Annotated in this window: 15 protein-coding genes; 6 read left to right on the forward strand and 9 right to left on the reverse strand. The window is 34.1% G+C overall.

Annotated elements, in window-relative coordinates; translation table 11 throughout:
* Nucleotides 1-221: 221 nt before the first annotated feature.
* On the reverse strand, nucleotides 222-410 hold the full coding sequence (ykzS, locus tag J2S13_RS06055; RefSeq protein ID WP_307256827.1) for a protein YkzS: 189 nt from the start codon (nucleotides 408-410) through the stop codon (nucleotides 222-224).
* 163 nt (nucleotides 411-573) lie between these two features.
* Here ykzS and J2S13_RS06060 point away from each other — a divergent pair, with 163 nt between their 5' ends.
* Nucleotides 574-750 carry a YkvS family protein gene (locus tag J2S13_RS06060; protein WP_307256828.1) on the forward strand — a complete coding sequence of 59 codons (177 nt, stop codon included), beginning with the start codon at nucleotides 574-576 and terminating at the stop codon, nucleotides 748-750.
* Between the two features lie 144 nt (nucleotides 751-894).
* On the opposite strand, the gene J2S13_RS06065 is transcribed toward J2S13_RS06060, so the two are convergent.
* Complete coding sequence (locus tag J2S13_RS06065) at nucleotides 895-1,008, reverse strand: DUF6254 family protein (RefSeq protein WP_307256829.1); 114 nt, start codon at nucleotides 1,006-1,008, stop codon at nucleotides 895-897.
* 118 nt (nucleotides 1,009-1,126) lie between these two features.
* Here J2S13_RS06065 and J2S13_RS06070 point away from each other — a divergent pair, with 118 nt between their 5' ends.
* Complete coding sequence (locus J2S13_RS06070; RefSeq protein WP_307256830.1) at nucleotides 1,127-1,738, forward strand: CPBP family intramembrane glutamic endopeptidase; 612 nt, start codon at nucleotides 1,127-1,129, stop codon at nucleotides 1,736-1,738.
* 149 nt (nucleotides 1,739-1,887) lie between these two features.
* Nucleotides 1,888-2,631 (forward strand): DUF8580 domain-containing lipoprotein, encoded by a 744-nt coding sequence (locus J2S13_RS06075; RefSeq protein ID WP_307256831.1) that lies wholly within the window; start codon nucleotides 1,888-1,890, stop codon nucleotides 2,629-2,631.
* 82 nt (nucleotides 2,632-2,713) lie between these two features.
* On the opposite strand, the gene J2S13_RS06080 is transcribed toward J2S13_RS06075, so the two are convergent.
* The gene (locus tag J2S13_RS06080; RefSeq protein WP_307256832.1) at nucleotides 2,714-3,748 is read right to left on the reverse strand and encodes a YkvI family membrane protein; all 1,035 of its coding nucleotides are present in this window, start codon (nucleotides 3,746-3,748) and stop codon (nucleotides 2,714-2,716) included.
* A gap of 319 nt (nucleotides 3,749-4,067) precedes the next feature.
* Between J2S13_RS06080 and J2S13_RS06085 the strand changes: the two genes are divergently transcribed.
* Complete coding sequence (locus J2S13_RS06085) at nucleotides 4,068-6,233, forward strand: ATP-dependent Clp protease ATP-binding subunit (protein WP_307256833.1); 2,166 nt, start codon at nucleotides 4,068-4,070, stop codon at nucleotides 6,231-6,233.
* A gap of 64 nt (nucleotides 6,234-6,297) precedes the next feature.
* On the opposite strand, the gene J2S13_RS06090 is transcribed toward J2S13_RS06085, so the two are convergent.
* Together J2S13_RS06090 and J2S13_RS06095 are read right to left on the reverse strand one after the other, a co-directional pair.
* Nucleotides 6,298-7,992 (reverse strand): M3 family oligoendopeptidase, encoded by a 1,695-nt coding sequence (locus J2S13_RS06090; protein ID WP_307256834.1) that lies wholly within the window; start codon nucleotides 7,990-7,992, stop codon nucleotides 6,298-6,300.
* Between the two features lie 160 nt (nucleotides 7,993-8,152).
* The gene (locus J2S13_RS06095; RefSeq protein ID WP_307256835.1) at nucleotides 8,153-8,602 is read right to left on the reverse strand and encodes a MarR family winged helix-turn-helix transcriptional regulator; all 450 of its coding nucleotides are present in this window, start codon (nucleotides 8,600-8,602) and stop codon (nucleotides 8,153-8,155) included.
* Nucleotides 8,603-8,874: 272 nt separating this feature from the next.
* Here J2S13_RS06095 and J2S13_RS06100 point away from each other — a divergent pair, with 272 nt between their 5' ends.
* Nucleotides 8,875-10,356, forward strand: a complete 1,482-nt coding sequence (locus J2S13_RS06100; protein WP_307256836.1) for an ATP-binding protein — start codon at nucleotides 8,875-8,877, stop codon at nucleotides 10,354-10,356.
* 233 nt (nucleotides 10,357-10,589) lie between these two features.
* Here J2S13_RS06100 and J2S13_RS06105 read toward each other — a convergent pair whose 3' ends face one another.
* The 4 genes from J2S13_RS06105 to J2S13_RS06120 form a co-directional block, all read right to left on the reverse strand.
* Complete coding sequence (locus J2S13_RS06105) at nucleotides 10,590-10,847, reverse strand: aspartyl-phosphate phosphatase Spo0E family protein (RefSeq protein ID WP_307256837.1); 258 nt, start codon at nucleotides 10,845-10,847, stop codon at nucleotides 10,590-10,592.
* Nucleotides 10,848-11,159: 312 nt separating this feature from the next.
* Nucleotides 11,160-11,648, reverse strand: coding sequence for a methylated-DNA--[protein]-cysteine S-methyltransferase (locus tag J2S13_RS06110; protein WP_307256839.1), 489 nt, complete (start codon nucleotides 11,646-11,648; stop codon nucleotides 11,160-11,162).
* 15 nt (nucleotides 11,649-11,663) lie between these two features.
* Nucleotides 11,664-13,820: a PAS domain S-box protein gene (locus tag J2S13_RS06115; protein WP_307256840.1), complete on the reverse strand. Its 2,157-nt coding sequence runs from the start codon at nucleotides 13,818-13,820 to the stop codon at nucleotides 11,664-11,666.
* Nucleotides 13,821-13,976: 156 nt separating this feature from the next.
* The gene (locus tag J2S13_RS06120) at nucleotides 13,977-14,231 is read right to left on the reverse strand and encodes a hypothetical protein (protein ID WP_307256841.1); all 255 of its coding nucleotides are present in this window, start codon (nucleotides 14,229-14,231) and stop codon (nucleotides 13,977-13,979) included.
* A 167-nt stretch (nucleotides 14,232-14,398) separates the two neighbouring features.
* On the opposite strand from J2S13_RS06120, the gene J2S13_RS06125 reads away from it, so the two are divergent.
* Nucleotides 14,399-15,427, forward strand: a complete 1,029-nt coding sequence (locus tag J2S13_RS06125; protein WP_307256842.1) for an acyltransferase family protein — start codon at nucleotides 14,399-14,401, stop codon at nucleotides 15,425-15,427.
* The last annotated feature ends 76 nt before the right edge of the window (nucleotides 15,428-15,503 follow it).

Below are 15,503 nucleotides of genomic sequence, written 5' to 3' on the forward strand. Positions count from 1 at the left end.
TTTCATTATCTTTATGTATTCTAAGTAAAAAAAGAGTGACTAGACTAGTCTATTTGCCACCCTTTCCATTAATAATTCCAGCCCTAAATGGATAGCAATTCCCCAATTGGTTGAAATTTCACTTTAAAGACAATTCGTACACTATACAAATCAATCGAATAATTCATTATCATCTCCTCCCCCTTTATTTGTGAATATTTTAGTGAAATTTACAAGCTTTTTTAGCTTCTTGCCTCTTCTAAATACTCATATTCTACATTTCCTCCTCGATCAGCGATCCCACGAAAATGTTTAAAGTCTTCCCTAGCCACCAACAAACGACGAAATGTTAAAAAATCTTCCTTTTTTACATAGATTTTCTCAATTTCTCCATTTTTCAGTTGATCCATCAATTCATTAAACGAATCCATCCTTCACACCCCTAAACTTGAAATTATCTTAAAATTCAGCGAAATCCCTTTACCTTTCTTCTAATTTAAGGCAAACTGTAAATAATTGATTGTATTCTCGGAAAAGTGTTTTTTCATGTTCCATCATCACCATAAACATCATTTTTGTAAAGGAGAGAGGGTATTGAATATAGCTCAAATTGGGGACGTTATTGAATTTAGAGAAGGACTGAAGGGAAAAGTTGAAAAAGTAAATGACAATTCGGTTATTGTGGATTTGACATATATGGAAAACTATCGGGAACTTGAGTTAGAAGAAAAAACCGTAGTAAACCACAAGAATTATACAATTCTCGATTAAGTCTAACAACAAATTTTGATCTATACAAAAAGGATGTCCTAGAAATATATGCCTGCTTCATTAAAAAATCAAACTGTTGATTTTGAACAGTTGACATGTTGAAATGAGTATACATACTTTTTCTTTTGGACATCCCCTTTCATCCTATTCTTTTTCTTTTCCAGCTAGATCTTTAAATGATGCCACTTTCCCATGTGGATTCTGTTTTTCTTTTCGAACTTTCCATTGTCTTTCTTTTTCTCTTTTCTGCATCGTCATATTCTCAATTTCCTCCTTTAATTTACTCTGCCACCTATCACCTTTTTATTCACTTTCATTTACATCTTTTATGAAACTTTGTTACAATATAGTCTGAAAATTAGAAAGGAGTAAGTGAATGAAAGACTGCACAAAGGATTGGCGGCTTATAAGTAGTATTGTGCTGGCACATATTCTTTTATATATTACATTTTCTGACAAGGATATCTTTTGGTATATATATACTGCCGCGAACCTATTTTTTATCAGTTTTGCCATTGTCAGTGAACAAATCGATGATAAACAAAAAACGAGCAATTATTTATTGTACGGGATTCTTTCAGGTCTTGCATTATATGGACTTTTTTGGATTGGAGATTGGCTTCTTTCCATCCTACCTACAAATTGGGATCGTGAAGTATCTAGAATTTATAAATTATATAGTCCAGAATTTTTTTGGCACTATATCGTGTTAATTCTCGTTTTTATTCCTGGAGAAGAGATCTTCTGGAGAGGCTTCGTTCAAAAAAGGTTATCCATCTATTTTAATCAATGGACCGCATTAATCGTATCATCTCTTCTATATGCTTCTATTTTTATATACGCAGACAAAATGATTTGGATGATTGCAGCGTTTTTTGCGGGAATATGTTGGGGTTTATTATACATATGGAAAAAAAGCATTCCAATGTTAATTATCTCTCATCTTGTTTTTGATTTATTAGTGATCGTGTTATTACCATTTCGATAGAGTGGCAATAAAATTTTTCAAACGAATGAAAAAAGGTGAACACTATTTTTTTATGTTTTCCTTTTTTCATATGGTTGATATTATTTTGTAACCAATGGAACACTATTTTGGTTTACAATGGAAATAGAAGAAATGAGGAGGAGATCTTAGTGAAAAAATGGCAGATTATTTTACTTTCCGGAGCGATCATCTCAGCTCTAGGTCTAGCTGCTTGTGGAAATAGTGAAAAGACGAATCAAAATAAAGTAGAAAAATCAGAAAACGATGCTTCCCAACGTGCAAATGATAACCAAAAAGTTAATGAAGCAGACGGAGAAACAACAGATCCTGACACACCCGTTTCAGAAGAAGTGACTGATTCCGAACAATCAGAAAATCCAGGTGAAACAAATGAGGAAAAGAAAGATTCACCAAAAGACGAACAAACGATTCGTCAATTAGAGCAAAACCTTAACTACACTGTGAACGATGAAGAAAAACAAGATACAGCTTTTCTCTCAGAAAGTGACAATCAAAAATTTTCAATGTATGTATTACCAAAATACGAATTAACAGCTGAAGAGCCCAATAAAGATATCGTTTTCCTAAAGGATAATGATCGGTTATTTATGCGTATTGAATTGATTGGGAAAGATCATGATTGGCAACAAGTAGTTCAAACATCTAAAGAACAATTAGCAGCTGTGAATCAAAAGATTGAAACAGTACAAGCTCCTACAGAAGGTTGGTTAAAAGACGCGGAAATCTATAATGCAAAAAATACAGAAGACAGCGTTTCTGCTTATTTAATCCCATCTGACAAAACCGCTCTTAAAATCACTGTATTTGATGATATAAACGGAAGCCAATTAGATGCATTTTTAAAAATGGCTGAAACAATCCAAGCAAAATAAGATTCATTCGAATGACCTTAAGAAGGGATTTTTCAAAATGACAATCTAGTCTTTCTTTGGAAAATCCCTTTTTTCATTTGAATCACACAACTTTCGCCTTTTTCCACAATAATACAAAAAAAACTAAACTAAAGTACCCAAATAACGGATATAGATAAGACAATAACGTTCCATAATGAATTTGACTTAAAATAAACGAAACAATTAGGACAAATAGATAAATAAGGATGCTATGGACTGGGATATATTTTTTTATTTGCTTTTCCAACCCATAAATATTCCCAATAACGGATGTAAATATTTCTCCATAAATAATACATACATAAATCCAATATAATCCGGCCCCTACTGTTTTCATTACGGATGCCATCGGAATTTCATACATCTCTACATTCGGTAACCCGATTAAGGTAAAATGACTGGAAATTAAGATAATCGTTAAAAAAAAACCACCGATGATCCCTCCCCATCTTACCATTTCTCGGTCATTGACCTCTGTGGCAACGGGAACTAAAACTGCCTGTGCGAGAGCTAAATTTAAAGCCGTATATGTAAATGGTGCTACGACCGAATTCCACCCATCCGTAATGACTGGGATATGCATGAAGTTAACAAAAAATTGTGAATCCGTAATAGAATAACTCATGACAATTAAATTGAATGTGATCATTAAAGGAACGACAAACGTATTGACAGCAAACAACCCTTTTGTTCCCACCATCATAATAATGAAACTAAGGGCAATCGTAATAAAAATTCCCATCTGCTTTGTCAACATTAATTGTTCTTCAAACACCGCCCCCGCACCAGCTAGCATAACCCCACAAACACCGATCAACATAACCATCATGATCAAACTCATCGCCTTCCCCAATACTGGGCCAAATAAATAATCATTTAACTCTTCATAGGATTTCGCTTTTAAATCAATGGCCTTTTCCATCAATTTACAACCTAATACAATAAATAGATAGCCACTAATAAGAATAGTAAAAAAACCAATTAAGCCGAAACGGGAGAAAAACTCGACTATTTCCTTTCCTGTAGCAAATCCCGCTCCGACCACTGTTCCTATATAAACAGCTGCAATTTGGAAGGCACCGTAAATTTTTTTCAATTCAATCCCCCACTTCAAAGCTCTTACTCCACTATATGTACAAGCAATCTTTTTAGAATCAAAACACCTGTCTTGTTGTAAAAAAAATCTACTTTTTTTGAAAAAAGACTTGAAAGTCAAGAAAGGTCAAACTATAATATACGTATAAGGTCAAAGATAGTCAAAGTCAAAATAAAACTTACCATCTTGTTTCTAAAAACGAGATATGGGGGGAAAAGGGTTTAGCAAATGTAAAATTTCATTCAATCTCTTTCATTGGTCAAAGTTAGTCAAAGTCAAGCTGCTTTTTTATAAAAAATTAAAGATGGGGGAATGAAAATTGATTTGTCAAAAATGCAAACAAAATCAAGCAAATATTGAATTCCATATACAGTTAAATGGTCAAAAGAAAAACTATCATCTTTGCACAAACTGCTATAAACAAGAAAGACAAAAATTAGGTTTAAACTCAGGAGGTGCCGCTATGAATTTTCATCAATTTGAAGGATTTCCAATGGATGAATTGTTCAAAGGTTTTGGAGGTTTTTCATTCCCTTCAAACTCTATGGATCCGTCTACTACTCCATCACAAGCCAAACCATCTAAGGGTGGAAATGGATTTTTAGACGGATATGGTCGAAATTTAAGCCAAATGGCTAAAGCAGGTTTAATTGACCCTGTGATTGGAAGAGATGAAGAAATTAAACGTGTGGTAGAGATTTTAAACCGTAGAAACAAAAATAATCCTGTTTTAATCGGGGAGCCTGGTGTTGGGAAAACGGCCATTGCAGAAGGATTAGCATTAAAAATTTCAGAAGGTGAAGTACCTTCAAAACTAAAAAACAAAGAGGTTTATTTATTAGACGTCGCTTCATTAGTGGCTAATACAGGAATTCGTGGTCAATTTGAAGAAAGAATGAAGCAACTTATTTCCGAACTTCAAAGTCACAAAAACATTTTACTATTTATCGATGAAATTCATCTATTAGTCGGAGCAGGTTCTGCGGAAGGCTCAATGGATGCAGGCAATATTCTAAAACCAGCATTAGCCCGTGGGGAATTACAAGTAATCGGTGCAACAACATTAAAAGAATATCGTCAAATTGAAAAAGATGCCGCACTTGAACGCCGATTCCAACCTGTTCAAGTAAATGAACCATCTCTTGAAGAAACAATGGAAATTATTCAGGGATTACGTAAACGTTACGAGGATTTCCACCAAGTTCAATTTACTGATAAAGCGTTAACCGCCTGTGTAAATTTATCACATCGTTATATTCAGGACCGTTTCTTGCCAGATAAGGCGATTGACCTAATGGATGAAGCTGGTTCCAAATTAAATTTAAACATTGATACACAAGACAAAGATGAAATTCAAGCGCGCCTTACTGCCATAGAGAAGGAAAAAAGCGAGGCACTAAGCAAAGAAAACTATGAAAAAGCTGCCAAATTAAGAGATGAAGAGGCACGACTAGAAAAACGTTTAAACCATCAAGATGATGAAGAAAATCGGCCAGTTGTAACAGTCGAGCATATTCAAGAAATAATTGAAACGAAAACTGGAATTCCGGTTGGAAAACTTCAACAAGATGAACAATTAAAAATGAAACATTTAGAAGAAAACTTAGCGAAAAAAGTAATTGGTCAACCGGAAGCCGTTAAAAAGGTAGCCAAAGCCATTCGCCGTAGCCGTGCGGGATTAAAATCAAAACAACGACCAATTGGATCTTTCCTATTTGTCGGTCCAACTGGCGTAGGGAAAACAGAATTATCAAAAACATTGGCTGAAGAATTATTCGGCTCAAAAGATGCGATGATACGTCTCGATATGAGTGAATATATGGAGAAACATAGTGTTTCGAAATTAATCGGTTCACCTCCAGGATATATTGGACATGATGAAGCCGGTCAATTAACTGAAAAAGTAAGACGAAACCCATATAGCATTATCTTACTAGATGAAATCGAGAAAGCACATCCAGATGTTCAGCATATGTTTCTACAAATTCTAGAAGATGGTCGCCTAACTGACAGTCAAGGAAGAACCGTTAGCTTTAAAGATGCGGTCATCATTATGACAAGTAATGCTTCAGTTCACACAAAAGAATCAGCAGCGATTGGGTTTGAAAATAACGAAGCCCTTAAAGAGTCTTCCGTTTTAGACTCATTAGGTAGCTTCTTTAAACCAGAATTTCTAAACCGCTTTGACAATATTATCGAATTCAAATCACTTGATAAGGAACATTTGAAGCAAATTGTTAACCTAATGCTTTCGGAGTTAAACACAACACTAAAAGAACAAGAAATGCAATTGGATGTACCCGAAAATGTAAAAGATCGACTAGTTGAACTTGGCTACCATCCAACATTCGGTGCCCGTCCGCTACGTCGAGTGATCCAAGAAAAACTTGAGGATGAAATGGCTGATTATATTCTCGATCATCCTGAAACAAAGCATTTAAAGGCCATTCTCGTCCATGACGACATTCACATTGAAAAAGCCTAATATTTTAAAGGGAGGGCAAAATTAAATCGCCCTCTCTTTCTTATTGTTAAAGGCCCACTCACTATTACAATGAGCCATCCTCCACATTTCCTAACCATTTTCTTATAGGTTCCATAACCGTTTTGACACACCCCTCCTCAAAAGGAGAAATTAAATGAGCCTTTTTTACAATTTCAGTAAAAGAAAGACTACCACCTATTTCACAAATACGAACATAATCCTTCCATGCCTCTTTTCGATTCTCTAACGACCGTTTCCAAAATTGCAGGGCGCAGACTTGAGCAAGTGTATAATCAATATAATAAAAGGGATCATTGTAAATATGCCCCTGTTTTTGCCAGAAGCCACCTCTTTCCAAGTAATCGAATCCATCATAATCACGATGTGGTAAATACACTTTCTCCAAGTCTTTCCACGCTTGTTTACGCTCTGCAGGTGTTGCCTCAGGATGTTCATATACAAAATGTTGAAACTCATCAACCGCCACTCCATATGGTAAAAATAATATCGCCCCACTTAAATGTGAGAATTTATATTTTTTAGCGTCTTCTTGAAAAAACAATTCCATCCATGGCCATGTAAAGAACTCCATACTCATCGAATGAATTTCACAGGCTTCATATGTAGGCCAGTAGTATTCTGGAATCTCAAAATGTCTGCTTCTATACACTTGGAATGCGTGTCCTGCCTCATGTGTTAACACATCAATATCCCCGGAAGTTCCATTAAAATTCGAAAAGATAAACGGAGATTGTTCATTTTCAATTAAGGTACAATATCCGCCGCCGGCCTTGCCCTTTTTTGCAACTAAGTCCATCAAGTCCCTTTCGACCATATAGCGAAAAAACTCACCCGTTTCGCTCGACAATTCCGTATACATTTTCTCACCATTTTTGATAATCCATTGTGGTGAACCTTTTGGTACAGCATTTCCTGATGAAAATTCAAATGATTCATCATAGAATTTAAGGTCCTCCACTCCGATCCGTTGCTTTTGTCGGTTTCTTAGTTCAGTCGCTATTGGAACAATATATTCCTTCACTTGGTTTCGAAATGTTTTCACCATCTCAGCATTATAATCAACACGCGACATTCTTAAATAACCTAACTCAACAAAATTTTGGTACCCCAATTTTTTTGCTATTTCTGTTCGGACTCTTACTAATTCATCATAAATGGAATCGAATTCCTCCTCATGATCCGCGAAAAATTGAAAGCGTGCTTCTGTTGCCTGCTTCCTAAAAGTACGATCATGAGATTCCGCAAATGGCTCCATTTGGGCAAGATTTCTTTCTTCGCCTTCAAAATGAATTTTGGCGGAAGCCACTAATTTCGTATATTGTGATGATAGTTTATTTTCTTTTTCTAATAAGGGGACGATTTCTTTTGAGAAGGTTTTCAACTGCATTTCGGCTAATAAAAAAAGCTGCTTTCCCCATTTCTCTTCTAATTCCTCACGATATGGAGAGGTAACTAAGCATTGGTAAAAGTCAGCTGTAATTCCATCCATTTTAGGGGCTAATTCATCCATATAATCTTGTTCTTGTTTGTAATACTCATCATATGTATCAATGGTGTGACGAATCAGACAAATATTCATCATCGTACTGACATCATTGCGAATAATATTTATTTTTTTCATCAACTCGTTTTGCTCCTCGGCTGAAGAAGCCTTCTGAAAGGCTGTAAGCAATTCCGTCATTTCTTTATCAATTTCCGCTATATTCGGACGTTTATACTGATATTCATGAAATTTCAATTCAATCACCTATCCCTGTAAAATTCATATTTCATCTTATAGTAAAATAATATTCTTCATGGATCCAATTATATCCTTTTTATCGTTCTAAATAGAATCAAGCCTCGAAATTTCTTTATGAGTGAATTCAGAAAAAACACCCCCATATCATTAGGAAGTGTTAATAAGATAAATTTTTAATTGATAACCCTAGTTTCTTTAATAACCGAATGACTTCATCCTTCTCCTCATTCGACAATACATTCATTAATTGATGAATATTCCTTTCATGTTGTGGAAAAATATCCTCAATAAAATTCTTCCCTTCTTCAGAAATTTCGGCATAGGTCACACGTCGATCCTTCGGACATGATACCCTCTTTAATAATTTTTTCTTTTCTAGCTTATCCACCACATAGGTAATGCTTCCTGATGCTAATAATATTTTATTCCCTATTTGTTGTAGAGGCTGAGGCCCTTTATGAAATAACAATTCTAAAACAGCAAATTCTGTCGGATTTAACCCTTGCTCTTGAATAAATTCATTCACATCCTCACTAATTGCTTTATAGGCTCTGGACAAAACAATAAATAATTTTAAAGATTGCTTTATTTCATTTCTTTTTACCATTAATATTCTACCTTCTTATCTAGTTTCCTCATTTCTATTCATTATATTATAGGTTTCAACCTGATAAAACAATGAACGATTCATTCTCCTTCTCCCCGTTTTTACTAGTTTATTCTTTTGGATAGTATATATCCTAAAATCCTCTGAATTTAAAAAGTGGGTCATCAATCTTTTTTTCAATGTCCAATTATTTTATTTCATGGTTCATCCTCTCATTTTTCGACAGTTTTTGATATAATGATTCATATGAATATAAAGATAGGACGTTGGTTATGTCGAAACAAAAACAAATATGTGTTTATTTTCTAATAGTCATTATTCCTACTATTATTTCCGTCCTCGTCTTTTTTAACTTTTTAAAAGAAAGAGAAAAAGCTGAGACCGATCGCCATTTGGAATGGGTTGCATCCATTCATAAAAAACAAATGGATCAATTTATCGGGGAAACAATGATAAGCAATAATATTTTGGCTGTTAGTTTTGAACCGATGTTAGGCCAGTTGAATAGCATAAAAGCCACTTTAATAAAGACAATTGATAAAGACCCTAGATACGGTGGGATTTACTTATTAGATCAAAATGGGAACATCATTACTGGCACAAATGATCTCCTTAAACAATATAATTTAAAAAATATGCAATACTTTAAAGAAGTGATGTTAACAAAACAAACGGTTGTTTCCGAACAGCAAGAGAAGTTGGTAAATGGTCAAAGTGTTTTAGCTGTGGCGACACCGATTCTAAATGAAACAGATGTAAAAGCTGTTCTAGTCTCTCATATACGGATTGACTACATACAAAACATTATGAAACTATTAACACCTGAGCAAACCGTTACATTTGTAAATGCAAAAGAAATTCCTATATTTACTGTGAATGGTGATTCAATCACCCAAAATGATGATTCTGTCGTCTACCCATTAGATCGACTTCCGTGGAATATCGTATTAAAAAAAGATTATACGATTTATGAGAATGTGATAAAACAAACGTTCATATTTTCTATTATTACTTTTGTTCTGCTTCATTTTCTATATTTGTTTTTTAAATATCGAATGTTAAAAAAACAAACAATCATGGAACGAATGCAAAATGAAGCGCAAAAACTAGAATTAATCGGGACGCTCGCTGCTAGTACGGCCCACGAAATTCGCAATCCATTAACAGGGATTAAAGGTCTCGTCCAACTATTAAATGAAAAGTATACGGATGAATCAGACCAATTTTATTTCTCAGTTATTGATAAAGAAATCGCGAGAATTAATCAAATTGTAAGTGAATTCCTAATCCTTGGAAAGCCCACTGTCCAAAAAATGCAATCCATTGATATTAACGAAATTATTAAGGATTTAAATCCACTTATTTATTCGGAAGCTAATTTGTATAATGTTCAGTATAAAGTCCATTTAACGGAAAATCCTCTTTATATCAAATGTTGTAAGGATCAAATGAAGCAAGTGATTTTGAATTTAGCCAAAAATGCTTTCGAAGCGATGGCTTCTGAAGGAACATTGGAACTTTCAGTGGAATTCAACGATCATTTTTGCCATATTTATTTAATTGATAATGGTCCAGGTATTTCCGAAGAGGATTTAGCAAATATTTTTCTTCCGTTTTTCACTTCCAAAGAAAGTGGAACAGGACTGGGGTTAGTCGTATGTAAACGAATTATTGAAGCATTTAACGGAGAAATAAAATTGAAAAGTAAAGTAAACGAAGGAACAATGGTGACACTTATTTTACCTTTAGGCTAGGTACAAGATGTAAAAAGCAAATGAAACAGCAAGCAGTCACTTCTCTTTTCCAAGAAGTTGACTGCTTTACATATTTGAGACCACCTTAATGAAAAATAGCGATAAAGACGGTAAATTAATAGACCACACATCATTTATGATTGACTATTCAGTCGGGGCAAGTTCATTAGATAGATCATATAATGTGCATTTTTAAAAATATACCATTTCAACAACAACCAAATGATCTTATATTATTTCCCTGATTCTGTAAGAACCTTCCTTTCCATAATAACGAATGACATGACCCTACTTTCCCCATTTCTTTTTACAAAACGAAAAAATGACTGTTGCATCGCTTGATACTTGTTTAATAGTTGATCTAATTCTTGGCTGCATCGAATGGTTTCGCTAGCGCCGAGCCCTAATCTTTGTCCATAATACGTCATTTCCTCTCGCTTTGTTTGAATTTTCTCTAAGAGCTCTTGTTTTTCATCAATTGAATATTTCACTCTAAACTTCCCCCAAAACTTTTCTTTTTTTATGATACCGTTGAATTATCGCAAGTTTTCTGAATAAAGTAAATAGCTTCGCAAAACTAGACATAACCTTTAAAAGATTATCATCTTTCGACAAACTGTTTTTTAACTTATTGGAATATTATGGGTATTTTAATGCTATTATAAGGTCATATAGTTATTTTGGTTAAAATGGGAAATAAAATGTCATGAAAGCATTCATATGTAAATGGGAACGTTTAAAGACATGTAAAATGATTAAGACAAAAAAGCCAAAGAATTTTTACTTGGTCTTTTTTTCAAATTTTACAACTTTATTTCTTCAAAGGCCTTTTCGATTTTAAGCAAACTTTCCTTTTTATCGATTTGTTTCCCTGCATACCCTGTTAGCTTTTTATTCTTTCCAATCACTCGATGGCACGGGATGATGATTGGAATAGCATTCGCTTTATTGGCCTGTCCAACCGCGCGCACTGCTTTTGGCTTTCCAATCTTTTCGGCGATATCTTGATAAGAGCATGTCTCCCCGTAAGGAATTTGAAGTAATGCTTCCCAGACCGCCCGTTGGAAAACAGTACCTTCGTAAAAAATTGGAACTGAAAATAGTTTTCGCTCCCCTTGAAAATATTCTAGCAATTCTCTCTCTGCCTGTTGCAATATTGGATGATCAGGTTGAAATAGGCAATCTTCTTTTTCCTCTATTACTTCGAATTCGATGGAAGTAATAGAGGAATCATTCGCAACAATGGAAAGGGGTCCTAGTATGCAATGGAAAGTTAGAAAATATTGAGTCAACGCAGTCTCTCCTCTCTATGATAAATGTTGAGGTAATAATATGTGAAAGGCCGTTCCCTTCCCCACTTCACTTTCAACATTGACAATTCCATTATGTTCTTTAATTATTTTAAAACTAACCATTAGGCCTAAGCCAGTCCCACGGTCTTTCGTTGTATAAAATGGTTCTCCCAAGCGATTTAATTTTTCATCGGACATTCCTATGCCCTCATCGATAATCGAGATGGAGATATATTTCTGATCTTTTTGATTTACTTTCACATAAATATGTCCACCTTTTGGCATCGCCTCAATGGCATTTTTAATAATATTAATAAAAACTTGTTTTAATTGATTTCCTTCTGCATAAATTTCCGGTAAATCAACCTCAGCTTTAAGCTTCAGTAGCACATTATGCATCGTTGCTTGAGCGTTTAATAATTCAATCGTTTCCTGCAGAATTTTCGTTATATTAGCCTTTTTATACTGAATAGCTTGAGGTTTTGCCAAGATTAAAAACTCAGTAATTATGGATTCAATTCGACTTAATTCCGTCGTAATTACATTAAAGTACATCCCATACTCGTCTTCCAAATCACTTTCTAGAAGTTGGATAAATCCTTTTAATGCGGTCATCGGATTCCGTATTTCATGAGCTATTCCAGCAGCTAATTCCCCAACAATATTTAATGTATCCGATTTCTTTAATTTCTCTTGAATTTCTATTTCTTCTGTCAAATCACGAATAATCGTTAAATGAAGTTGCGAATTAATATGCATTTTGGTTGACACTTCAAAATAATAGTTCCGATCATTCCTCTTGACAGAAACAATCGAATTTCCTTTCCCCTCTTCTGCTGTCTTTTTCCAATGCATCATCACTTCCTCATTATGACTAATTCGTTCAAACACTCGAATATCACGTCCAATTAGCTGTTCTCTTGTCCATTTTAATATTTTACAGACAGAGGGATTCACATCGACAATTTTGTAGTTTTGATTCCACAAAATCATCCCATCAACCGTCCCTTTAAATACTTTCCGAAATCTTTTCTCACTCTTTCTTAACTGACGTTCGATTTCATATCGTTCACTTATATTTCTGAATATACTAATACTATAGCCGTCTTCAGAATGGAGTTTTATTGTAAATTCAAGATGCTTTTTTTGGCCATTTGGCATTAGAAAGTGAAGGTCCTCCCTTACCTCCCCATTTTCATTTAATTTATGGGTGGTATCTATAAATTTTTGATCCTGTTTATTTAAAATAAAATCAGAAATTTTTTTATTTATTAGCTCCTCCATTGTACATTCAAAAATCTTTAAGGCAGAATCATTCGCTTTGATCGCGTGACCATCCTTATCCCAAAATACAATTCCATCAATCGCCTCATTAAATAGGGCCTCGAACATTTTCTCGCTTTTTTCTAAATTCATTTTCATTTGACGTTGTAATGTAATATCTTTAAGAATCACCATATTGATTCCATCTTGAACATTCCGACTTAAAGTAAATTCAGCCACAATATAGCTGTCATTTTGAGCAATGGGGATTTCCCCACATAGCCTCCCTCCTTTGCGGAACAATTTTGCAAACCGTTTAAATTCATGGTGAAATTCATTAGGGATTAACGATTGAATGGGGGATGATTCTATTTCCTTTATATCCATATTCACAATGTTGGAAAAGGCAGGATTTACATACAAAATCATTCCATCTTGATCAAATAAAATAACCCCGTCTGTTATATGCTGGAAAATATCTTTAATATTAAATGTCGCAAATAGTTGGTTTTCACTTATTTCCTTCTTTTCCACCACTTCATTTATATAACAAATATCTAACTTCATTTCGACCTCGCGATGAATGGTCAAATGAACATATTTACAACTCCTGTCCTTTAACTTCATAAACATCTCCCCTTTGAAATGAGGGCGAACTTCTAAGCAGTCGAATGTAGCTGCTTGTATGGATGGAAATAAATCATTCCACTTCATTGAATTTAATTCTTCTTCATTGTAGAGTGTAAAAGTTTCTGCTGCCTTATTAGCCAGGACGATATTTGACTGAAAATCTTTTACTACTATTGCCTCACTTGATCCTTCTATTATTTTTGGTAATAATTGTACAAGTTTTCCTTGGTCATCATGAAAAACCGCTGATCCGCAAGTACATTGGCAACTTCTAAACACTCTTTCTCCTCCTAAAATGATTTTTTCTTTTCTATGGAATTGTGTATAATAGTAAAGTTCCTTTATCTGAATTTTGATGAAATGACCTTCAATTAGTGGGGGCTTTGTTAATCCCCCACTGAACGTAAGTATGAATCTACTATAAAAATACCAGTTTTAACGAGGAAGCAAACGGGTAACATGATTGAAAGCATAAAGTAAAACTTCATTTAGTGGGGGCTCCATCCCCCACTGAATGTTAGTTGAACTTGCCGCTCTATAGTACACCATGTCTTGTGGCATTGGCTGGCAAGTCACATCCTTTTCGTTGTCGGACCTTGCTGGGCAGTTATCCTTCACTATCTTCTTTGGTTCTTCATCATTTGCGGTGGAGGTTTTACTGTCCGTTAAGGCGGGAGAAAAAATGAACATGAGGAATCCTCCTAAACCTTTATTGAAAGTCAATGGATCAGTTGTATAGTCAAAACTATAGGTGGTTATGAGCGAAGCCACATGAGATCGCTTTCTGAATATAGGCTCCATTTATGAACCTATTTCATAAAAAAATGCTCAACCCCTGTTCTAAAAAGGTGATAAGAATGACAAAACGTAATTTTTATTTTGATAATGCAAAGTTTATTTTGATTTTTTTCGTGGTGTTTGGACATCTAATCCAGTCATATATACATGACGATTCCATTTTTTTCACAATTTATACAACTATTTATATGTTTCATATGCCTGCCTTTATTTTAATGTCAGGATTTTTCGCCAAAAATTTTCACAAAAAAGGATATGTAATGAAGCTATTAAAAAAATTATTACTTCCTTACTTTTTATTCCAAATAACCTATACGATCTATTACTATTTTCTATACGATCAAAATTCGTTAGAGCTTGAACCATTGATCCCTAACTGGTCCCTTTGGTTTTTACTCAGTTTATTCTTCTGGAATATTCTGCTCATATTATTTGTGAAACTTTTAAACTTACGGCCAGCCGTTTCATTATTACTTGCATTTTTATTGGGATTAGCTGTTGGGTGTTTGAATGTCCCACTTGACTTTCTAAGTTTTTCTCGTACTTTTGTATTTTTTCCATTCTTTTTACTAGGTTATTATTTGAAGAAAAAACATTTCACTCGATTATTTTCAAACAAAGTTCGGTTTCTAAACTTTTGTTTTATACTTTGTTTGTCTTCAACTATTTACTTTATACCAGAAGCGAACGAAAAATGGTTACTAGGCTCAATGCCTTATAATGAATTTGATACGAGCAATTTACTCGGAATCCTAATAAGAGCCGGACTATACATTTTGAATTTGATGATGATCGCATGTTTCTTTACATTTGTACCGAAAAAGCAGTTTTTCTTTACAAATTGGGGGAAAAATACATTATACGTATATTTATTACACGGCTTTTTCATCAAAGCCTTTAGAGAAAGTGAAATTAAAGATTCATTCGAATCCATTGTTTTATTATTAATTGTATCCCTCCTTATCACGGTATTTTTATCTAGTAAATTCATGACGACCATTGCACAACCCGTTATTGAATTAAGATTAGGTAAATTAAAGAGATGTTTTCATCAGATAAGGAAAAAGTTACATTATATTGAGAGTTAAAATCCTTTCAATTTTTCCACATATTTTGATATAATTCGAAAAAAATGATTAAATTCCTGCATAAAGGGGTATATTT

The organism is Oikeobacillus pervagus, assembly GCF_030813365.1.
Classification (GTDB): Bacteria; Bacillota; Bacilli; order Bacillales; family DSM-23947; genus Oikeobacillus; species Oikeobacillus pervagus.

Bases quoted from the DNA above. Each gene is read 5' to 3' on its own strand.
- J2S13_RS06070 (WP_307256830.1), top strand. From the start codon at position 1,127: ATGAAAGACTGCACAAAGGATTGGCGGCTTATAAGTAGTATTGTGCTG.
- J2S13_RS06120 (WP_307256841.1), bottom strand. From the start codon at position 14,231: ATGTTCATTTTTTCTCCCGCCTTAACGGACAGTAAAACCTCCACCGCA.
- J2S13_RS06065 (WP_307256829.1), bottom strand. From the start codon at position 1,008: ATGACGATGCAGAAAAGAGAAAAAGAAAGACAATGGAAAGTTCGAAAA.
- J2S13_RS06125 (WP_307256842.1), top strand. From the start codon at position 14,399: ATGACAAAACGTAATTTTTATTTTGATAATGCAAAGTTTATTTTGATT.
- ykzS (WP_307256827.1), bottom strand. From the start codon at position 410: ATGGATTCGTTTAATGAATTGATGGATCAACTGAAAAATGGAGAAATT.
- J2S13_RS06100 (WP_307256836.1), top strand. From the start codon at position 8,875: ATGTCGAAACAAAAACAAATATGTGTTTATTTTCTAATAGTCATTATT.
- J2S13_RS06095 (WP_307256835.1), bottom strand. From the start codon at position 8,602: ATGGTAAAAAGAAATGAAATAAAGCAATCTTTAAAATTATTTATTGTT.